23 protein-coding genes are annotated in these 19,615 nt (G+C 69.9%); 9 read left to right on the top strand and 14 right to left on the bottom strand.

Translation table 11 applies throughout. The features are described 5' to 3' along the window. Positions 1–3: 3 nt before the first annotated feature. The 5 genes from RN607_RS05595 to RN607_RS05615 are packed head-to-tail and all read right to left on the bottom strand — an operon-like array spanning position 4 to position 4,294. Entirely contained in the window at positions 4–1,038 is a 1,035-nt protein-coding gene (locus tag RN607_RS05595) for an ABC transporter substrate-binding protein (RefSeq protein ID WP_313544916.1), read from the bottom strand. Beyond that, on the bottom strand, positions 1,035–1,793 hold the full coding sequence (locus tag RN607_RS05600) for an ABC transporter permease (RefSeq protein ID WP_313544918.1): 759 nt from the start codon (positions 1,791–1,793) through the stop codon (positions 1,035–1,037). The genes RN607_RS05595 and RN607_RS05600 overlap by 4 nt, the downstream gene beginning before the upstream one ends. Next, entirely contained in the window at positions 1,790–2,584 is a 795-nt protein-coding gene (locus RN607_RS05605) for an ABC transporter ATP-binding protein (protein WP_313544920.1), read from the bottom strand. Before RN607_RS05605 ends, RN607_RS05600 begins: the two co-directional genes overlap by 4 nt. Next, a complete protein-coding gene (locus RN607_RS05610) occupies positions 2,581–3,360 on the bottom strand; it encodes an SDR family NAD(P)-dependent oxidoreductase (protein ID WP_313544922.1) in 780 nt (259 codons plus the stop codon). The genes RN607_RS05605 and RN607_RS05610 overlap by 4 nt, the downstream gene beginning before the upstream one ends. A gap of 22 nt (positions 3,361–3,382) precedes the next feature. Further along, positions 3,383–4,294 (bottom strand): alpha/beta hydrolase fold domain-containing protein, encoded by a 912-nt coding sequence (locus tag RN607_RS05615; RefSeq protein ID WP_313544924.1) that lies wholly within the window; start codon positions 4,292–4,294, stop codon positions 3,383–3,385. 107 nt (positions 4,295–4,401) lie between these two features. Here RN607_RS05615 and RN607_RS05620 point away from each other — a divergent pair, with 107 nt between their 5' ends. Both RN607_RS05620 and RN607_RS05625 read left to right on the top strand, forming a co-directional pair. Continuing rightward, on the top strand, positions 4,402–4,956 hold the full coding sequence (locus RN607_RS05620; protein WP_313544926.1) for a carboxymuconolactone decarboxylase family protein: 555 nt from the start codon (positions 4,402–4,404) through the stop codon (positions 4,954–4,956). A gap of 51 nt (positions 4,957–5,007) precedes the next feature. Continuing rightward, complete coding sequence (locus tag RN607_RS05625) at positions 5,008–5,799, top strand: IclR family transcriptional regulator (protein WP_313544929.1); 792 nt, start codon at positions 5,008–5,010, stop codon at positions 5,797–5,799. An 8-nt stretch (positions 5,800–5,807) separates the two neighbouring features. On the opposite strand, the gene RN607_RS05630 is transcribed toward RN607_RS05625, so the two are convergent. From RN607_RS05630 to RN607_RS05645, 4 genes are all read right to left on the bottom strand, one after another. Further along, entirely contained in the window at positions 5,808–6,587 is a 780-nt protein-coding gene (locus tag RN607_RS05630) for an alpha/beta hydrolase fold domain-containing protein (RefSeq protein ID WP_313544931.1), read from the bottom strand. Positions 6,588–6,603: 16 nt separating this feature from the next. Next, positions 6,604–7,158, bottom strand: a complete 555-nt coding sequence (locus RN607_RS05635) for a quercetin 2,3-dioxygenase (RefSeq protein ID WP_313500745.1) — start codon at positions 7,156–7,158, stop codon at positions 6,604–6,606. 117 nt (positions 7,159–7,275) lie between these two features. Beyond that, positions 7,276–8,196 carry a LysR family transcriptional regulator gene (locus tag RN607_RS05640; protein ID WP_313544933.1) on the bottom strand — a complete coding sequence of 307 codons (921 nt, stop codon included), beginning with the start codon at positions 8,194–8,196 and terminating at the stop codon, positions 7,276–7,278. An 87-nt stretch (positions 8,197–8,283) separates the two neighbouring features. Beyond that, entirely contained in the window at positions 8,284–9,066 is a 783-nt protein-coding gene (locus RN607_RS05645; protein ID WP_313544934.1) for an IclR family transcriptional regulator, read from the bottom strand. Positions 9,067–9,201: 135 nt separating this feature from the next. Between RN607_RS05645 and RN607_RS05650 the strand changes: the two genes are divergently transcribed. The 3 genes from RN607_RS05650 to RN607_RS05660 are packed head-to-tail and all read left to right on the top strand — an operon-like array spanning position 9,202 to position 11,694. Then, positions 9,202–9,897 (top strand): CoA transferase subunit A, encoded by a 696-nt coding sequence (locus RN607_RS05650; protein ID WP_313544935.1) that lies wholly within the window; start codon positions 9,202–9,204, stop codon positions 9,895–9,897. A gap of 1 nt (position 9,898) precedes the next feature. Beyond that, positions 9,899–10,543 (top strand): CoA transferase subunit B, encoded by a 645-nt coding sequence (locus RN607_RS05655; RefSeq protein WP_313544937.1) that lies wholly within the window; start codon positions 9,899–9,901, stop codon positions 10,541–10,543. Further along, the gene (locus tag RN607_RS05660; protein ID WP_313544939.1) at positions 10,540–11,694 is read left to right on the top strand and encodes an acetyl-CoA C-acyltransferase; all 1,155 of its coding nucleotides are present in this window, start codon (positions 10,540–10,542) and stop codon (positions 11,692–11,694) included. Before RN607_RS05655 ends, RN607_RS05660 begins: the two co-directional genes overlap by 4 nt. Here the strand turns inward: RN607_RS05660 and RN607_RS05665 are convergent. After that, positions 11,661–12,542 (bottom strand): helix-turn-helix transcriptional regulator, encoded by an 882-nt coding sequence (locus RN607_RS05665; protein ID WP_313544941.1) that lies wholly within the window; start codon positions 12,540–12,542, stop codon positions 11,661–11,663. The two genes, RN607_RS05660 and RN607_RS05665, sit on opposite strands and share 34 nt — an antisense overlap. Before the next feature lie 101 nt (positions 12,543–12,643). Between RN607_RS05665 and RN607_RS05670 the strand changes: the two genes are divergently transcribed. From RN607_RS05670 to RN607_RS05685, 4 genes are all read left to right on the top strand, one after another. After that, complete coding sequence (locus RN607_RS05670; RefSeq protein WP_313544944.1) at positions 12,644–12,967, top strand: carboxymuconolactone decarboxylase family protein; 324 nt, start codon at positions 12,644–12,646, stop codon at positions 12,965–12,967. 11 nt (positions 12,968–12,978) lie between these two features. After that, a complete protein-coding gene (locus RN607_RS05675) occupies positions 12,979–13,398 on the top strand; it encodes a cupin domain-containing protein (RefSeq protein WP_313544946.1) in 420 nt (139 codons plus the stop codon). Between the two features lie 53 nt (positions 13,399–13,451). Further along, positions 13,452–14,507 carry a zinc-binding dehydrogenase gene (locus RN607_RS05680; RefSeq protein ID WP_313544948.1) on the top strand — a complete coding sequence of 352 codons (1,056 nt, stop codon included), beginning with the start codon at positions 13,452–13,454 and terminating at the stop codon, positions 14,505–14,507. 83 nt (positions 14,508–14,590) lie between these two features. Then, positions 14,591–14,971 carry a DUF2255 family protein gene (locus RN607_RS05685; RefSeq protein ID WP_313544950.1) on the top strand — a complete coding sequence of 127 codons (381 nt, stop codon included), beginning with the start codon at positions 14,591–14,593 and terminating at the stop codon, positions 14,969–14,971. A 74-nt stretch (positions 14,972–15,045) separates the two neighbouring features. Here the strand turns inward: RN607_RS05685 and RN607_RS05690 are convergent, their stop codons facing one another. From RN607_RS05690 to RN607_RS05705, 4 genes are all read right to left on the bottom strand, one after another. Next, the gene (locus RN607_RS05690) at positions 15,046–15,996 is read right to left on the bottom strand and encodes a PLP-dependent cysteine synthase family protein (protein ID WP_313544951.1); all 951 of its coding nucleotides are present in this window, start codon (positions 15,994–15,996) and stop codon (positions 15,046–15,048) included. Positions 15,997–16,225: 229 nt separating this feature from the next. After that, a complete protein-coding gene (locus RN607_RS05695; protein WP_313500776.1) occupies positions 16,226–17,116 on the bottom strand; it encodes a formate/nitrite transporter family protein in 891 nt (296 codons plus the stop codon). Positions 17,117–17,310: 194 nt separating this feature from the next. Continuing rightward, the gene (locus RN607_RS05700) at positions 17,311–18,369 is read right to left on the bottom strand and encodes an LLM class flavin-dependent oxidoreductase (RefSeq protein ID WP_313544953.1); all 1,059 of its coding nucleotides are present in this window, start codon (positions 18,367–18,369) and stop codon (positions 17,311–17,313) included. A gap of 202 nt (positions 18,370–18,571) precedes the next feature. Beyond that, entirely contained in the window at positions 18,572–19,540 is a 969-nt protein-coding gene (locus tag RN607_RS05705) for an aldo/keto reductase (RefSeq protein WP_313544955.1), read from the bottom strand. Between the last annotated feature and the right edge of the window lie 75 nt (positions 19,541–19,615).

Genomic DNA, 19,615 nt, shown 5'->3' on the forward strand with positions numbered 1-19,615 from the left:
CGCTCAGCCCTGGAGGGCGTCGTTGAAGTAGGCGGACTGGTCGGGGCTGGTGTCGGCGATGCCCAGCGACGGCAGCGCGCTGGCGTACGCGGCGAGGCCGTCCACGTCGATCGAGCCGTCGGTGGTGAAGTTGCTCATGAGCTGGTCGTAGGTGCCCTGTGCGATGGAGTCGGACATGCCCAGCTTGTCCATCGCGATCGCGACGGTCTCGTCAGGGTTCGCCTGCATCCACTCGATGGTCTGCGTGTACACGTCCGTCAGGCGCTTCAACGTGTCCGTGTTGTCCGCGATGTAGGTGGACGGTGCCATGAGGATCGCGAACTGGTCGGGTCCGCCGATGACGTCGCCCGCCACCTCGGCGAGCTTGCCGGTACCCTGCGCCTGCACGATGTACGCGAACGTCACCGGGAGGACGAAGCCGTCGACGTCGCCGTTCGCGAGCGCAGCCATCGTGGTGGCTGGGTCGCCCAGCGGCACCTCGGTCACATCGTCGATCGAGACGCCTGACGCGTCGAGAGCGGCGCGGAGCGTGTAGTCGGTCAGGGATCCGACGCGCGAGATGCCGATCTTGGTGCCGGCGGTGTCCGCGAAGCCGGTGATCGTCGAGTCGGCGCCGACGATCAGCGCCATGGGGCTGGGCCCGTAGATGCCCCAGAAGGCCTGGATGTCCACATCGTGCGCCGCTGCGGCGACCGCGTCGAGCCCGGTGGCGGCGCCGACATCGACCGTGCCACCCGCGATCGCCTTGGTCAGATCGGATCCCGAGGTGAAGTCGATCACCGTCACGTCAAGACCGGCATCGGTGAAGAAGCCCTTCTCCTCCGCCACGCGGGCCGGCATCGCGTGGATGAAGTCCTGCCCCTGCACCAGGCCCAGGTTGATCGAGACGGTCTCCATGGCCTGGGTGGTGCTCGTGGACGTGTCCGGAGTGGCAGAGCCGGAGGATTCGGAGGCGGACGGCGTGCTGCTGCACGCCGCTGTCAGTCCGAGCACTGCGACGGCGATGCTGCCGAGCGCGAGTCGAGGTGAGATCTTCATCGTTCTATACCTTTGCTCGTGAGTGTGGTGACCATCGTGAACGCGATGTTCACGACGACTGTGAGGGCGATCGCGATGACCACCCAAGCGAAGAGTGCCGGGGTGTCGAGCCCCTGGCTTGCGGTGGCGAGCTGATAGCCGACCCCGGCCGCGCCGGAGATGAACTCGGCGGCGATGATGGTCACGAGCGAGAGCGACATGGCCACCCGCATCGACGCGATCACCGGGCTGCTGACAGCCGGGAGCACCACGGACGTCGCAAGTGCGATGCGCCGCGCGCCCATGGTGCGGGCCGCCGTCAGCAGACCTCGGTCCACCCGGTGCACGGCGCGCAGCGTGGCGATCGCGACAGGGAAGTAGCCGTAGAGCGCACCGATCGCGACCTTCGACGGTGAGCCGATGCCCAGGGTCGCCGCGAGCACGGGGTACAGGATGACCAGCGGCAGCGCGCTCAGCGTCGTGATGAGCGGCTCGTACGCCCGGACTCCGAGCTCTGACGGCCCGATCGCGAATCCGGTGACGATGCCCGCGACGGCGGCGACGGCCAACGCCACGGTCGCCTCCGCGAGCGTCACCCCGATCGGCTCCAGGACCTTCGCGGGGTGTGAGAGCAGGTGGCCCAGCTCACCGAGCACGTCCAGGGGTGCCGCGAGCAGGATCGGCTTCACCGCGCCGGACGCGGTCAGCAGGATCCAGGCGACGATCGTCACGGCGAGGACGCTGCCGTAGACCGCCGCGCGACGCGTGAGGATCATGAGTGCGCCTGCGAGTCGTCGATCAGGAGCGCGCTGAGCCGGTCGGTAAGGTCGTGGAACACGGGATCGCGCATGAGCGAGGCATGCCGAGGCCGTTCGAGCGGGACGTCGATCACCTCGCGGATCACCCCGGGTCGCGGGCCCATGACCACCACGCGGTCCGAGAGGAACGCGGCCTCGGCAAGGCTGTGCGTCACGAAGACCACGGTCTTGCCCTCCTCCTCGAGGATGCGGACCAGCTGGGCGCCGATGCTGAGCCGGCTCTGCTCGTCGAGCGCGGCGAACGGCTCGTCGAGCAGCAGGATGCGCGCGTCCGAGACCAGCGCACGCGCGATCGCGACACGCTGGCGCATGCCGCCAGACAGCTGCGACGGCATGCGCTCCGTCACGTCGCCCAGACCCACGCGGCGCAGCGCCTCCATCGCGCGCTCCTTGCGCTCGCGGCGCGGCACTCCAGCGAACTGCAGCGCGATCTCCACGTTGCGAAGCGCGCTGCGCCAGGGGTAGAGCGCCAGGTCCTGGAACACGTAGGAGATCTCCTGCGGGCGAGGACCTGTGACGGGGGTGCCGTCCACGGCGACGCTGCCGACGTTCGCATCCAGGAGGCCGCCGATGGCGCGCAGCGCGGAGCTCTTGCCGCAGCCGGATGGCCCGATGAGGCTCACGAACTCGCCCGGCCGCACGTCGAAGGTGATGTCCTTCGCTGCCACGACATCGCCGTAGGCGAGCGTCACGTCGCGGAGCGAGATCAGCGCATCGGTGGCGGTGGGCGCGTCGAGGGTCATCGTCATGCACCCACCATGTTGAAGCCGCCATCCGCGAGCATGTAGCCGCCGGTGAGGTGTGCGGACTCCTCGGTCGCGAGCCATAGGCAGGCGCCGGCCACGAACTCGGGCGGCGGGATGTGGCCCATGGGGGTCTGGGAGATGAGCACCTCACGCCGTCCGCTCTTCCAGTCCTCGCGCTGCAGCAGGCGCTCTGTCTCCATGAATCCGGGCGCGAAGGTGTTGACACGGACGGCAGGCGCGAACGCTTTCGCGTACGACTTGGTGATGCCGAGGATCGCGTACTTGGCAGCCGCGTACTGCGGTGCGCGCGGCGATCCCTTGACCACCACGGTGGAGCCGACGTTGACGATCGCCCCGTGGCCCTGGTCGAGCATGCGTGCGCCGAACTCGTGTGTCATCAGCAGGGTGCCCTTGACGTCCACGTCGATCACTGCGTCGAGCGCCTCCTGCGTGAGCTCCTTCCACGACATCTGCTCGCTCGACACGTCGCCCACGTTGTTGACCAGGACGTCGAGCGTGCCGAAGGCGGCCCAGACGTCGTCCGCCATCCGCTTGATCTGCTCCCAGCTGATGATGTCCGCCTGCACCAGGATCCCGTCGCTGCCGGCCGCCCGTACGCGGGCGAGCGTCTGCTCGGCGCCCGCCTTCGAGCTCCGGTAGTGGATCGCGACCTTCGCGCCCTCCTGGGCTGCTCGCACGGCGATCTCGGCGCCGAAGCCTGTGCCTGCTCCTGTGACGAGGACGGTCTTGCCTGCGAAGCGGGGGAAGATCTGGGTCATCGGTCTCTCCTTGTGGGTGGGTTCAGGCGCGCGCGGCTGCGGCGTGCTCGTGGATGAAGCGCGACATGCGGGTGAGCGTGCGCAGGCGTGCGGGGTGGTCGAGGCCGTTGAGGTAGCCGTGCTCTGCGCCGATCTCGCGCGTGAGCTCGACGTCGACGCCCGCCGCCGCGAGCTCGGCGGCGTAGGCCTGCCCTGAGGCCCTGAGGCGGTCGATCTCGGCGTTCACGATGAGAGTGGGAGCGACTCCGCGGGGATCGTGACCGGCGGGGAACGCGTACGCCTCCGTGGGTGCGGCGCCTCCCAGGTAGTTCGTGGCGATCGCCGCGGTGGCTTCGGGCGACATGTCGAGCGCGGGGTCGAGGTCCGCGAGCAGCCCTGCGAGCTCGGCGTCCGGCTCCGGGAGGACCGGGTGGAGCACGGGGTAGACCAGGCAGGAGGCGCTCGGTGAGATCCCGCCACGATCGCGCAGTCGCAGGGCGGCGCCCGCAGCGAGGTTGCCACCGGCGCTCGCGCCGCCGATGGCGATGGCGTCCGGCGACCCTCCCCAGGTCGTGGCGTGGTGTGCGGCCCAGTCGAAGGCTGCGACCGCCTGGAGGGAGGCGGCGGGATAGGCCGCGCGGGGTCGGTCGGATCCCAGCGCCTTCACGAGCTCTGCGGGGTCGGGCATCCCGTCCTGTGGCGGGGGCAGGGGGATCGAGGTGAGCGCGTCCACGGGTGCGAGCGTGTAGTCCACCGAGACGACGGTGGTGCCGTGCTGCGCGAGGTGGCGCGAGGTGCCGTCCGCCTCCGGCACGTCCAGGTCTCCGAACATGAAGGCGCCGCCGTGGAGCCACACCAGGGCAGTGCCGTCGGGATGCGCGGCGGGGTATACGCGCACCGTGAAGTCGTGGCCTCCTGCGTGGAGGTGGACCTCTTCGGCTCCAGTCGGGATCATCGTTGATCTCGCTTTCATTGACCAAAAAGAACTTTCAATGATTGAATCTAAGACGGCGAATCGCCCGCGTCAAGGCGGGCGCGCCGACCGTGACGAGGAGGTGGGGCGTGGGTCGAGTCCCTGATCTGACGCCCGAGCGGCTTGATGCCGAGGCGCGCGCGCTCTACGACGCGATCGCTGGAGGGCCCCGCGCGGCCGGCCCTCAGCACTTCGCCCTGACAAGGCAGGACGGCTCTCTGCGAGGGCCTTTCAACGCGATGCTGCTCGCACCCGGCATCGGTGGCGCGTTGCAGGAGGTCGGCGCCGCGCTGCGCTACCGCGGCTCGCTCGAGGACCGGGCACGGGAGATCGCGATCCTCCTGGTGGCGGCGCACTGGCGCAGCGCATTCGAGCAGGTGTCCCATGAGGCGGTCGGGCGCGCGCATGGGCTCACCGATCGCGAGATCGAGGCGCTGCGCATGCGCGATGCCTCCGCGTTCTCGGGTGTCGAGGCCGCCGTGGCGGACGCGGTGCTCGCGCTCCTGGCCGGTGACCTGGACGACGAGGCCTGGGCCACGGCGGAGGCGGCGCTCGGCGCCGAGGTCGTGTTCGAGCTGACCGCGCTCGTCGGCTACTACGCGACGCTCGCCCTGCAGCTGCGCGTGTTCCGGGTGGCGGCCTGACATGGCGTGCCGCATTGCACCTGCTCGGTCGTCGAGATAGCGTCTCACTCCATGAAAGCCAATGACGGTGTCAAGGGGGAGGGCCGCTACCGGATCGAGGCACTGGCGAAGGGTCTCGCCGTGCTCCGGCTGTTCGACGAGACGGTGACCGGGCTCAAGCTCCGCGACATCAGCGAGCGCACCGGGATCCCCATGCCTACCGCATTCCGTGTGGTGGCGACGCTCGAGGGCGAGGGCTTCCTGGAGCGCACGGACGACGGCACGATCCGCCCAGGCGTCGCAGTGCTCACTCTCGGATCGGCCGCACTGCGCGGCTCGAGCCTCGTCCAGGTCGCGGAACGGCCCCTCCGGAGGCTCGCCGAGTCGACCGGCGAGACCGTCAACCTGGGTGTGCTGCTCGGCGATCAGGTGCTCTACCTGGTACGACTGCGCAACTCGGATCTGGTGACGGCCAACGTCCAGGTGGGATCCACCCTCCCGGCGGCGTACACCAGCATGGGCAAGCTGCTGCTGGCCTACCTCTCGGTCGAGGAGCGACGCGAGGCGCTGCGCACCCACGACTTCACCGCGGCGGTGGGGCCGAACGCGGCCCGCTCGCTCGCCGAGGTCGACGCGGCAGCCGATGCGATCAGGGCGGAGGGGTTCGCGATCCAGGACCAGGAGGTCGCGATCGGTCTCCGGTCGGTCTCGGTGCCGGTGTTCGGGCGTGGCGAGCGACCCGTCGCGGCCATCAACATCGCGGTCGCGGCGAACCGTCACGACGCCGCCGACCTGCGGGGGACGCTGCTGGACGCGCTGCGCGCCACCGCCCAGGACATCTCGCTGCGCCTCGCCGCCGGCTGAGCGCACGCTCATCGCGTGACGCGCTTGCAGAAGGCGATCGCGGAGTCGAGCAGCGCCTCCCGGTCCACCTCCCCCTGCCACATGTGCCCAGCGTGCGGCACCAGCGTGAGCTGCGCGTCGGCCCCGACGGCGAGCAGCGCCTGAGCGAGCTCGACGCTCTGGGAGGCAGGCACGGCCGTGTCGTCCGCGCCGTGCGCGACGAGGAAGGGCGGTGCGCCCGCGCGCACGTGCGACACCGGGCTTGCGTCGCGGGCGCGTGCGAGGTCGGCGCCCACCGTGTGACCGAGCCAGCCCGCCTCGCGGGTCGTCAAGTCGTCCAGCGCGTCCTGTGCGGTGGCGAGCGCGATCAGATCTGAGGGCCCGTACCAGTCGACGACGCCGCGCACACCCTCCCGGACGGCGGGGTCGTCGTGCAGCGCGACCAGGGCGGCGAGCGTGGCGCCCGCGGACTCGCCCCACAGCACCACGCGGTCCGCCGCGACGCCGAGCTCGGTGGCGTGCACGCGCACCCACGCGAGCGCCGCCGCGACGTCGTCCACCTGCGCAGGGAAGCGCGCCTCTCCGCTCAGCCGGTAGTCGAGGGAGGCGACCGCGAGCCCCGCCGAGGCGATCCGCACGAACGGGTCGCCGCCCGGCATGGTCGGCACGAACGTCGTCCGCCCGCCCAGGCGCCACCCGCCACCGTGCACGAACAGCACCACGGGCGCGTCAGGCACGGAGGCCGGGTACAGGTCGAGCGACAGGGGCCGGAAGCCGACCGGCTCCGCGTAGACCACGTCGCGGAGCACGGTCGCCTCCTGGCGCTCAGTCCTCAAGGAAGTTGTAGTCGGGGCGGAAGACCGTGCCGTACAGCTCTCCTGCGGCCTTCATCTGCTCGAACGGCGGGATGTAGAACTCCTCGGGCGAAGGGATCCCCGGCTTGTCGGTCGGGCGGCCCATCGCGTGGAAGAACCGTGCGAAGCCTGCGGAGCTGACCCCCATGATCTTGGACGTGGCCTCCATGCGGAAGGCGTGGATCGTGCCCTTCGGGACGTAGCCGAAGCCGCCCGAGGTGAGCACGTGGTCGTCCTTGAAGCCCTTCTCGTCGTCCATCCACAGGTGCACGGCGCCATCCATGACGAAGAAGATCTCGTGGGTGAACGGGTGGATGTGGGCGGGGATGATGTCGCCCGCGTTGCCCTCGCAGCTGAAGACGTCGTACTGGTCGTCCGTCTCGTCGCCCGTGAGGAGGATCGTGAAGAGGGTGTCGAAGACGACGGACTTCTCACCTTGACCGTTGTCCAGGTAGAAGGGCTGCGGCTTCCCGGGAAGGATTCCTGCGTGCTGGGGTGCGAGCGTGGTGGCGTCGTTCGGGGACATCGAGCCAACCTCCTTGTCGGTTCTCGGACGACGCCGTTGTCGTCCGGGTGGGTCCAGCATGGCCGGAGCCCCTCCGCGTTGGGAAGTTCGAGATGCCTATGGATCGTGAGGTGTCGCCTAACGATCGGCGAGCATCCCGCCTGCGGCCCATGCGCGGCGAGCCTCCGTCTGAGCGATCCGCACGAAGGTCTCCGCGATCGGCGAGCGCTGCGCTCGCGTGCACAGCAGCACCGTCGCGGGCTCGATGTCGCGCACGGGCACGAACGCGAGGGTGGAGCGCGGGAAGTGCGTCGCCGCCGACGCCGCGGCGATGTTCACGCCCATCCCTGCCTCGACCAGGTCCAGGATCCCCTCGATGTCGTCTGCGCGTGCCCCGATGCGGGGGTGGCTGCCGTCAGGTCGGGGATCCACTACCCACCACGCGAGCGCTTGCGGGTCTGCGCCTGACGCGGCGACGAACGTCTCCCCGGCGGTCTCTGCGATCTCGATCGATGAGCGGTCCGCCAACGGATGGCCGGCGGGGACCACGAGCACCCGCGGCTCCGTCCACAGAGGGCTCGCCTCGACCGTCGCGGGGTCGTGGGGCAGCGGCGCGGCGGCGAGCACCACGTCGGCGCGATCGTTGAGCAGCTCGCCCACGACGTCGAAGAATCCGACGCGGCGCATCTCGAGGCCCAGGTCCGGGATCGAGCCCACGGCGCTCATGATCGCCGCGGTCAGGGGGGCGGCGCCCGCGGCGACGACGCCGATCCGCAGGGTCGGTCCGGTCGCGACCCGTCGCCGCTCGACCCACTCGCACAGCTCGTCGTGCGCCTCGACGACCTTCGTCGCGTGCGGCAGGAAGGCGGCGCCCAGTGCGGTGAGGGTCACGGACCGCGAGGTCCGCTCGAAGAGCTGGCCGCCGATCGAGCGCTCCAAGCCCGAGATCTGCTGGCTCAGCGAAGGGGAGGAGATGGAGAGGCGCTCGGCGGCGCGCCCGAAGTGGAGCTCCGCCGCGAGCACGGTGAAGTAGCGCAGCGTGGGGATCGCGACGTCCATCGGCGGCCTCCGCTTCCTCGAAGCCACAGTGCTCCGATCGTGAGGCACAGCCTATCCGTCGTGTCATCCGTTCACGGGAACGCGGGATCACCGCGTGCGCCGGGCGGCCCCGCGATCGGCGATGAGCCGGCCCACCGCATGCGCCTGCTCCAGCAGCACCCGGCCGATCTCCGCCTGTCTCGGGGGTGTGAAGCGAGCCTCCACCCCGGTGGCGGACAGTGCCCAGCTCGGCCGACCCGACGCGTCGAAGATCGCCGCAGCCATGCCCCAGCTTCCCTCGACGATCAGGCCGGGGTTGACGACGTATCCGGTCCGACGCGCCACCTCGAGCCGTTCGCGCAGCGGGACGATGCCGTGGCTGGCGCCCCATGTGTCGGTGAGGTCCGTGCGTGCCAGGTACGCCTCCCGCTCGGCGGCAGGCGACATGGCGAGGATCGCGAGGCCCGCGCTCGCCACCCCGAGCGGGAAGCGGATGCCCTCGTAGAGGACGTGCGAGCGCAGGGGGAACGATCCCTCCTCGCGCAGCAGGCAGACCGTCTCGTCGCCGCGTCGCGCAGAGAGGAAGGCGCTCTCTCCGGTGAGGCGAGCCACCTCTCGCACCGCCTCGGCGGCCAGCGCGGTGATGTCGTACCGTTCCGCAGCGACGGCTCCGAGGATGTATGCCTCCGGCCCCAGCAGCCAGCCGTGATCCGGGTCGCGGTCCACCAGGCCCTCGGCGGCGAGGCCGGAGAGCAGACGATGCGCGGTGGGTCGGGTGAGACCCGTGAGCGCGGCCGCCCGCGCGGTGGGGACCGGCGCTCCCGCGCTCGCGCTGAGCGTGCGCAGCAGTGCCGCGACCCGCGAGACCACCTGTGCGCCCTGCTCCGCCATGCCCGCTCCCTTGCGTCCATATTGTGGTCATCGCGATGTTGTCTGACCACATCGTGCCACTCGATTGACCGGTCATCTACTCGGAACTACTGTCCGAGGAATCCACGATGTGGTCAGACAAAGGAGTCGGACGTCATGGGCAAGCTGTACGGGAGCGCAGCGGAGGCGCTCGAAGGCGTGGTGAGGGACGGGCAGATCATCGCCGTGGGAGGCTTCGGCCTGAGCGGCAACCCCACCGATCTGATCGAGGCGTTGAGGGACACGGGCGTCCGCGACCTCACCATCGTCAGCAACAACATGGGGGTCGACGGCAAGGGTCTGGGCATCCTGCTCGAGTCCGGTCAGGTCCGCAAGGTCGTGGCCTCGTACGTGGGGGAGAACCGCCTCTTCGCAGAGCAGTACCTGGCGGGCCGGCTGGATGTCGAGTTCGCGCCGCAGGGCACGCTCGCCGAGCGCATGCGCGCGGGAGGGGCGGGCATCGCCGGCTTCTACACCCGCACCGGCGTCGGCACGCCGGTAGCCGAGGGCAAGGAGGAGGCCACCTTCGACGGCGTCCCGTACATCCTGGAACGCGGCATCGTCGCCGACGTGGCGCTCGTCAAGGCGAACCGGGCGGACACCGCCGGCAACCTCCGCTACCGGTTCACGGCCCGGAACTTCAATCCGCTTGTCGCCATGTCCGGTCGCGTGACGATCGCCGAGGCCGAGGCGGTGGACCCCCACCCCTTGGACCCCGACACCGTGGAGACGCCCGGGATCTTCGTGCACCGGCTCGTGAGGTCCGCACCGCGTGTCAAGGACATCGAGCAGCGCACGACGAGGGAGGCCTGACATGCCCTGGACACGTGACGAGATGGCGGCCATCGCAGCCGAGGAGCTCGAGGACGGCCAGTACGTCAACCTGGGGATCGGCATCCCGACGCTCGTGGCGAACCATCTGCCGCCCGGAGTCACCGTGACCCTGCAGAGCGAGAACGGGATGCTCGGCATGGGTCCGTTCCCCGTGGCAGGCGACGAGGATGCGGACCTCATCAATGCGGGAAAGCAGACCGTCACGGTGCTCCCCGGGGGAAGCTTCTTCGACTCCGCCACCTCGTTCGCGATGATCCGCGGCGGCCACGTGGATGCCGCGATCCTGGGCGCGCTGCAGGTCTCCTGCACGGGAGATCTCGCCAACTGGACCATCCCCGGCAAGCTCGTGAAGGGCATGGGTGGCGCGATGGACCTCGTGGCGGGCACCAGGCGCGTCGTCGTCATCACCGACCATCAGGCCAAGGACGGCACTCCCAAGATCGTCGAGCGCTGCACCCTGCCGCTCACCGGCGTCGGCGTGGTGGATCGCATCGTCACCGACCTCTGCGTGCTGGACGTGGTCGACGGCGGACTCGTGCTGCGGCGGCTCGCGCCAGACGTCACCGAGCAGCGGATCGCCGAGTCCACCGCAGCTCCGGTGCGGGTCGAGCTGGAGGTCTCATGAGCGTCGTCATCGCGGGCTACGCCCGCACGCCCTTCGTGAAGTACTGCGGCCAGTTCGCGCGCACCCCTGCCTCGGTGCTGGGCGCGCATGCGGCCGCCGCGGCGCTACGCCGCGCAGGCCTCGCGCCCGGACGCGTCGACCGGGTGGTCGCCGGGCAGGTGCTGCAGGGAGGCGCGGGACAGAACCCGGCCCGCCAGGCCGCCGTGGGCGCGGGCGTGCCGATGACCGTCCCCGCGTCGACGCTCAACGTCGTGTGCCTGTCGGGCATCGAGGCGGTCGCGCAAGGTGCGCGGCTCATCGAGGCAGGTGAGGCGGACGTGGTGCTCACGATCGGCATGGAGTCCATGTCGATGGCGCCGCACGCGTACGTCGGCTCGCGGCTGGGCGCCAAGTACGGTGCGATCGAGCTGCTCGACACCATGGCTCACGACGGGCTGACCGACGCCTTCGAGCATCGCGCGATGGGCGCGTCGACGGAGGAGCACTCTGAGCGCTACGACCTCACGCGCGAGGAGCAGGACGCTTGGGCCGCCGAGTCGCATCGACGCCTGATCGCCTCGGCCGGGCACCAGGCGGAGGAGATCGAGCCCTTCGCACCCAAGCCGGGTGCGGTCCCCGTCGCCACGGACGACGGGGTGCGCCCGGGGACCACCGTCGAGTCGCTCGCAGGACTCAGGCCGGCGTTCGGCGGGCGCGGCACGATCACCGCGGGCAACGCTTCCCAGATCTCCGACGGCGCCGCCGCCCTGGTGCTCGCGCGCGAGGGAGTGGTGGAAAGCCCCCTGGCGCGAGTCGCCTCCTGGGCGCTGGTGGCCGGGCCCGACGTGTCGCTGCATGTGCAACCTGCGAACGCCGCCCGTGCGGCGCTCTCCCGCGCGGGCCTCGCCGTGGGTGACGTCGCCGCATGGGAGATCTCAGAGGCGTTCGCGGCGGTCTCGCTCGCCTCCACCCGGAGCCTGGGGCTCGACCCTGGCATCGTCAACATCCACGGCGGGGCGATCGCTCTCGGCCATCCCATCGGTGCGTCGGGCGCCCGCATCGTCGGCACGGTGGCGCGCACCGCGGCCGCCGTCGGCAGGGGAGCGCTCGGCGTGGCCGCCATCTGCGGCGGGGGAGGTCAGGGCTCGGCCGTGGTGGTGGAGGCGTTCTGAACGTTCTCCGTGGCCCACCAGGTTGCGAGCAGCCGCAGCCTGTCCGCCGAGTCGCTCCCCGGGGCGGCCGTGTACACCGTGAGCGTCAGATCCTCGTCGCCGGGCAGGACGAGCGTGTTGTACTCGAGCTCCAGCAGGCCGACGGCAGGATGCTGGATGCGCTTGACGCCCTCGATGTGGAGGCGCACATCGTGCCGTGCCCACCGGACCCGGAACGCCTCCGAACGGGTGGACAGCTCGCCCACGAGGTCGCTGATCTCGCGGTCGAACGGATTCCGTCCGGCGACGGTGCGCAGGCTCGCCACCGACGCGTCGGCGATGTCCTCCCAGTCGGGGTAGAACTGCTGCGACGACGGATCGAAGAAGATGTACCGGGCGTACGTCACGTGGTCGCCCATGGTGCGGTAGAGCGGGTCGTACAGCGCGCGCGCCAGGCTGTTCGCCGCGACGATTCCGCTCGTGCGGTCCCCGAGCACTGCCGCAGCGTCCGTGATGGACGTGAGAAGGTGCAGGAGGCTCGGGCGGATGCCCGTGCGAGTCGTGGCGCGCTTGCGTGCCTTCGCTCCTGCGTTGGCGGTGCGCGCCAGATCGAACAGGTGACGATGCTCCGCCTCGGTGAACCGCAGTGCGGCGGCGATCGCCTCGAGCACCTCGTCGGACACGCCACGCAGGTCGCCGCGCTCCAGCTTCGTGTAGTATTCGACGCTCACGCCGGCGAGGATCGCCACCTCACCACGGCGCAGGCCGGCAACGCGCCGGCTGCCTCCCGACGGCAGGCCGACCATGGCGGGCGTGATCCTGGCGCGGCGGCTCACCAGGAAGTCGCGCACATCGTCTCTGGTCGTCATGGGCTCCACGGTACGTCCGCCCACCCGCCCGAAGGGGGTACTGGTGGAGCCACCCCTGACAGCACCTGGTTCCTGCTCCGGCATCGCGCTGCAATGGAGGCATGACCGATTCAGACACGGCCCCCATGCAGCGCATGATGGGCGACTTCGCTCCGACGTTCGTGGAGCTCACCGACGAGGTGCTGTTCGGGAAGGTGTGGTCGCGCACCGACGCCCTGTCGGCACGCGACCGCAGCCTCGTGACGATCACCTCGCTCGTGGCCAATGGCAACATCGAGCAGCTGCACGCCCACATCCCGTTGGGCCTGGCGAACGGACTCGCCGAGGACGAGATCAAGGAGGCGATCACCCACGTCGCCTTCTACGCCGGGTGGCCGCGCGCAGTGTCCGCCCTGACGCTCGCCAAGCAGCTGTTCGCCCGGTAGAGGAGCACGCCATGAAGATCCTTCCCGCCGTCCCCACCATCAAGAACCCGCCGGAGCAGTTCGCCGGCGACGTCTGGCTCGATTTCATCTCGACGCCGCAGGGCGACGCGCAGCGCGCCACCGTCGCGAAGGTGCGTTTCGCGCCAGGCGCACGCACGGCGTGGCACGCGCACGCCCGTGGCCAGTTCCTGCACGTCACCTCGGGAACCGCCTACTTCGGTGACCGTGACGGCAACCTCATCGAGGTGCACGCGGGCCAGACGCTGTACACGGAGCCCGGCGAGGAGCACTTCCATGCCGCGGGCGGCAGCTTCATGGAGCACATCGCCGTGGTCGAGAGCGCCGACGAACCCGCCGAGTCGACCGTATGGAAGGAGCACGTCGCCGACTCGTTCCTCCCGGGCGGCGCATCCCCTCGCGACAGTCGCTGAGCCTGCGCAGCCCGATCCCTCAACCCCCACCACCCCTAGGAGAACCACGCCTCATGAAGGCCACCTACATGTTCGGCGCCGGCGACGTCCGCGTCATCGACGCGCCGATGCCCGTCATCCAGCAGCCCGCCGACGCGATCGTGCGCACCGTGCGCGCCTGCGTCTGCGGCTCCGACCTCCACCCGTACCACTCGCTGCCCACCACCGAGGAGGGCCTGTCGATGGGTCACGAGCTCATCGCGGTCGTCGAGGAGGTCGGCGCCGAGGTGAAGACCCTCACGAAGGGCGACTTCGTCGTCGTCCCGTTCGCGTTCTCGGACAACACCTGCGTGTTCTGCCAGGAGGGGATGCACACCGCCTGCGTGCACGGCGGATGGTACGGCACTCCTCAGGCTGCGGGTCTCCAGGCCGAGTACGCGCGGATCCCGCAGGCGGACGGCTCGGCCGTCATCGTCCCCGGCGTGGACCCCGAGACGGCGTCCGACGACCTGCTCGCGTCGCTGCTCGCGCTTTCCGACGTCTATCTCACAGGCTTCCACGCCGCGTACATGGCCCAGATCAAGCCTGGCCAGACCGTCGCGGTCGTGGGCGACGGTGCCGTCGGGCTGTCCGCCGTCCTGGCCGCCAAGCAGTTGGGTGCGGACACCGTGATCCTCATGGGTCGTCACGAGTCGCGCACCGATCTCGGACGAGAGTGGGGTGCGACGCACGTCGTCGCCGAGCGTGGCGCCGAAGGCATCGCGAAGGTCATGGAGATCACGAACGGCGAGGGCGCGCACGCGGTGCTCGAGGCAGTGGGCCACATGCCTGCGTACGAGCAGTCGTACGGCATCGTCCGCCCCGGCGGCGTCATCTCCCGTGTGGGCGTGCCCCAGTACGAGGAGGCTCCGATCGGCTTCGGCTCGCTGTTCGGGAAGAACGCCCGCCTCGCCGGCGGTCCGGCCCCGGTCCGTGCGTACCTGGAGGACGCCATCCGGCAGGTTCTCGACGGCACCATCAACCCCGGCAAGGTCTTCGACCGCGTCGTGTCGATCGACGACGTCCCCGCAGCCTATGCAGCGATGGACTCGCGCGAGTCCCTCAAAGTGATGGTCGACCCGTCGCTGTGAGCCGCACCCAGGGTCCGACGCGCCGCCGCGAGGTGCCGCGTGGGGCCCTGCCCCATCCTTGAACGTGACGAAAGGAGCCCCGCATGGGCGCATGGACCTCCCACGAGCTGGCGACGATCGCGCAGACCGACGAGCTGCGCATCGCGTCCCGACGGCCCGACGGGACCCTGCGTCCCTGGGTCACCATCTGGGTGGCGCGCGAAGGCGACGACATCTATGTGAGGTCGGCGCACGGCGTCGACAACCCGTGGTTCAGGCGCGCGAGCCGCTCCGGGCGGGGTCGCGTCAGCGCCGGAGGAGTCGAGCGGGACGTGGTGCTCGAGCTCGTGCCCGCGGACGCCGCGGAGCATCCGCGCATCGACGCGGAGCTCCACGCCAAGTACGACCGGTACGGTCCCGCGTACGTGGGCGCGATCACCGGTGCGTCCACCTACGAGGGGACGTTCCAAGTCGTCCCTGAATAGGGTCTACGTCTCTGTGCGGTCTGCGCACGCGAGGCGCGATGCGAGTCCCTCCGCGTCGCCCTGCGTGCCGCGGGTCAGACGTACGGCTGCTCGCCCAGGTACTTCAGGCCCGTGTCGCACGCGATCGTGACGACGCGGTGGCCGCTGCCGAGCTGCTCCGCGAGCTCGATCGCCGCGGCCACGTTGAGTCCTGTCGACGCACCGGCGAACACGCCTTCACTGCATGCCAGACGACGGCACGTGTCGAACGCCCGGTTCTGATCGATGACGCGAACGTCGTCCAGCCGCGACCGGTCCAGGAACGCGGGATCGGTGAACACCGCGATGCCCTCGACCGAGTGGGCTCCGCTGCGACCCTCGGAGAGCAGCGGAGCCTGGGTCGGCTCGAGCGCCACCACCTGCGGCGAGGCCCCCGCCGCGCGCATGCCGTCGAGCGCCCCCATGAGCGCACCGCCGGTCCCGACGCCGTGGCAGAAGACGTCGAACTCGCCACCGAGCGACGTGGCGATCTCCGTGCCCATCGGGACGTAGCCGGGAGGGACGTCTGGCGACCCGAACTGGTCGACGTAGTGGTGGCCCGGCTGCGCCGCGAGGTCGTGCGCACGTTCCCTCATGCGTTCCGCGAGCGCCGTGGTGATCAGGCCGTCGTCGCTGTGCTCGACGACCACCGTCGCGCCGAACGCCTCCATCGCCTGCTGCTTGCTGTGCGAGAACGCGTCCGAGAACACGGCGGTGAACTTGAGCCCGAGGACGCCGGCGACGAGGGCCAGCGACATGCCCGTGCTGCCGCCGGTGAACTCGACGAGCGTGTCACCTTGGCGGACGTCGCCCCGCTCGAGCGCCGCACGGATCACGGACAGCGCCATCCGATCCTTGTAGGAGCCCGTGGGATTGCCGCCCTCCAGCTTCACCCACACCTCGGCGGCGCCGTCGGGCACGATCCCGCCCAGCCTGATCAGCGGAGTGCCGCCGATGGCCGTGAGGATGCTGTGGTCGCCCGTCCGGGGCATCGACGACCCTGCCACCCCGCCAGGCTACGTTCCGCTCTGTTGGACTGGCAACCGGCAGCGTTGCCCGTCCTGCACGCCCGCTCCGCGCTCCCGCGGCACTCGCGTACCCGCAGGATGCGGCGGTGCCTCAGACGCGACACTCGCGTACCCGCAGGATGCGGCGGTGCCTCAGACGCGACACTCGCGTACCCGCAGGATGCGGCGGCGCCTCAGATCCGACACTCACGCACCCCGAACGCGGCCGTCACGACTCCGGTTGCTCAGGGTCGCCGGGCGACGTCAGCTGCGGGCCGCGCAGACTCTGGCGACGCAGATACTTGCGGTCGTCGTTCGCGTACGCGTAGTAGTAGCCGATCAGCAGGCCGCCCCCGACGAAGTTGCCGAGCAGCACGATGCCGACATTCCCCAGCGCGAGCCCCACATCGATGCCGTCCTTCAGCCCCACGATCGTGAACAGCACCGTGTTCGCCACCGAGTGCTCGAAGCCGACGAAGGCGAAGATGAACACGCTCATGATCATCACCAGCGACTTCGTGAAGTCGTCCTTGATGAGGCCGTTGTACACGAGCAGCATCGCCAGGTTGATCATGAAGTTGCACAGCACCGCGCGGAGGAACAGGTCCGACCAGCCTGACGCGCCACCGGCGACGTAGGAGAGCTTCACGTCCACGCTGTGCTGCATCTGCTCGCCGACCGCGCCGCCGCCCAGGCTCGAGCCCAGCACGATGAGTGCCACCACCAGTCCGCCGAGGATGTTGCCGCCGTAGCACAGCAGCAGGATCCGGGCCGAGCGCCAGATGGTCGTGCGGCGGTAGTACGCGCCGATCGCCACGATCATCATGTTCGACGTCAGCAGCTCGGACTTGGAGTAGTAGATGAACACCAGGGCGAACCCGAAGATGAGCGCGCCCACGATCTTCCCGACGTCCACGAGCGATCCATCGCCCACGCCTGCGAACGCCGCGAGCACCGTGTAGTTCGTGACATACATGATGCCGATCAGCACGCCCGCCATCGCGGCGCGCATCAGGTACACGCGCGCAAGCCCGCCGCTCATGCGTGTCTTGGTCTCCAGCGCATCGAGCACCGTCGAGATGAAGTGCTTGCCGGGGAACAGCTGGTCCTGATCCGTCATGGCACCACGCTACCCACCGCGGCGTCGGGATGCCCTGGTAGGTGGTCGGAAATGCGAGGCGTGAGACGCCTGGACAAGCGGGAGCAGCTCGCCGACCTGCAGGTTCTCGCCGAGGGCAGGTCCTCTGCGATGCAGCCGAGGGCCCTCGCGCGGCTCCGCTGGCAGGCCGACCCCGGCGCAGGTCACGGCGGAGGTCATCCCGAGGCGCCGTCGGCGAGGATCTCGCGCACCCTGGGGATCACCCGGGTGCCGAACAGCTCGACGGCGCGCAGCCGGGACGACGCAGGCATCGCGCCGCCGCCGGTGTAGACGAAGTCGAACCGGCCCACCCCGAGCGCGTCGATCGCCGCCGCCATCTTGGCGGCCACCGTCTCAGGGGAGCCGACGTAGAGCGAACCGTACGCGACCTCGTCGTCGAACTGCGCACGGGTCATCGCGGGCCAGCCTCGTTCGCTGCCGATGCGGTCCCGCATCGCCTTGTAGCCCGGGAAGTACGACTCGTTGGCCTCCTCGTCGGTGGGTGCGATGAAGCCGTGGCTGTGCATGCCGACGGGGTGTGCGATCGTGCCGAACTGCTCGGCGGCCCGCCGGTAGAGATCGATGTAGGGAGCGAACCGTCCCGGATCGCCGCCGATGATCGCCAGCATCAGTCGCAGACCGTGTCGCGCGGTGCGCACCACGGACTCCGGTGAACCGCCTACGCCGACCCAGGTCGTGAGGGCGCCCGAGTCCGTCTTCGGGTACACGTCCGCATCCTTCAGTGCGGCGCGAGTCGTGCCGGACCAGGTCACCGGCTGCTCGGTGAGCAGGCGCGCGAAGAGCTCGAGCTTCTCCTCGAAGAGCACCTCGTAGTCGGCCAGGTCGTAGCCGAAGAGGGGGAAGGACTCGGTGAACGAGCCGCGGCCCAGGATCACCTCAGCGCGTCCGTTCGACACAGCGTCGAGCGTGGCGAAGCGCTCGAAGACGCGGACGGGGTCGTCCGAGGACAGCACCGTGACCGCAGAGCCGAGCTGGACCCGCTCGGTGCGCGCCGCGATGGCGGACAGGACCATCTCGGGGGAAGAGATCGCGAAGTCCGACCGGTGGTGCTCTCCCAGCGCGACGGCATCGATCCCGACCGTGTCTGCCAGCGCGGCCTCCTCGACCACCTGCCTGAGCGCAGCGGCGTGCGACATCGGCTCTCCATCGTCGTGCAGCGGCAGGTCTCCGAACGTCTCGATGCCGAAGGAGACGGGGAGGGCGGGGGTGCTCATCGGGGAGTGCTCCTTGGTCGCGGCTCAGGTGCTTGAATCGTCAACTAAGAAGCGTAGTCCGCCGGATGGTTATTCCCCGTGCGCGCTCCCGACGGGAGCACCCCTCGGTGCGCCTCGTGCGCGAACAGGGCGATGGATCGGCGCGTGGAAGGTCAGAGGGTGCCCGACACCGGTCGGTGTCCAGCACCCTCTGACCCCAGGCCTAGAACCCGGCCGGGTTGCGGGGCCGGTAGTGCTCCTCGAGGGCGGTCACCTCGTCGTCGGTGAGGTCGATGTCGAGCGCGGCGACCGCGTCGTCCAGGTGCGTGACCTTGGTGGCGCCGACGATGGGTGCGGAGACGATCGGGTTGCGCAGCACCCAGGCGAGAGCGACCCGTGCCATCGGAACGCCGCGGGTCTCCGCGATCTTCTGGACGGCGTCGACGATGGGCTTGTCTGTGTCGAGGAAGGTCGCGTCGGCGACGGGGTCGTTGCTGTTGCGGGCAGTGGTGGTGCCCCACGGGTGGGTGACGCGGCCCTTCGCCAGCGGCGAGTAGGGGATGGAGCCGACGCCCTGGTGGGCGAGCAGGCCGAACATCTCGCGCTCCTCCTCGCGGTACAGCAGCGAGTACTGGTCCTGCATGGACACGAAGCGCGTCCAGCCGTTGAGGTCCGCGGTGTGCTGCAGCTCGGCGAACTGCCACACCCACATGGCCGAGGCGCCGAGGTAGCGGGCCTTGCCCGCCTTGACCACGTCGTGAAGCGCCTCCATGGTCTCCTCCATGGGGGTCGTGGGGTCGAAGCGGTGGATCTGGTATAGGTCCACGTAGTCGGTGCCCAGGCGCTTGAGGGACGCGTCGATGTTCTCCATGATCGCCTTGCGGGACTGGCCCTGACCTCCGGGTCCGTCGTGCATGCGGAAGTGGACCTTGGTGGCCAGGACGATGTCCTCGCGGCGGCTGTACTCGCGGATCGCGCGGCCCACGATCTCCTCTGACGACCCTGCCGAGTACACGTTCGCGGTGTCCCAGAAGTTGATGCCGAGTTCGACGGCCTGCTTGAAGAACGGCTGGGCGTCCTCCTCAGGCATCGCCCAGGCGGGGAACGCCTTGGACGGATCGCCGTAGCTCATCGTGCCCAGCGCGAGCCTGCTGATGCGCAGGCCCGAACGGCCCAACTGTGTGTACTTCATGCGTGTGCTCCTTCTGACGCGATTGTCCGGGTGGTGCGGGGGTGTGGCGGATGAGCCTCTGCACGCGTGTCGGGG

This window comes from Demequina capsici, assembly GCF_032102965.1.
GTDB lineage: Bacteria > Actinomycetota > Actinomycetes > Actinomycetales > Demequinaceae > Demequina > Demequina capsici.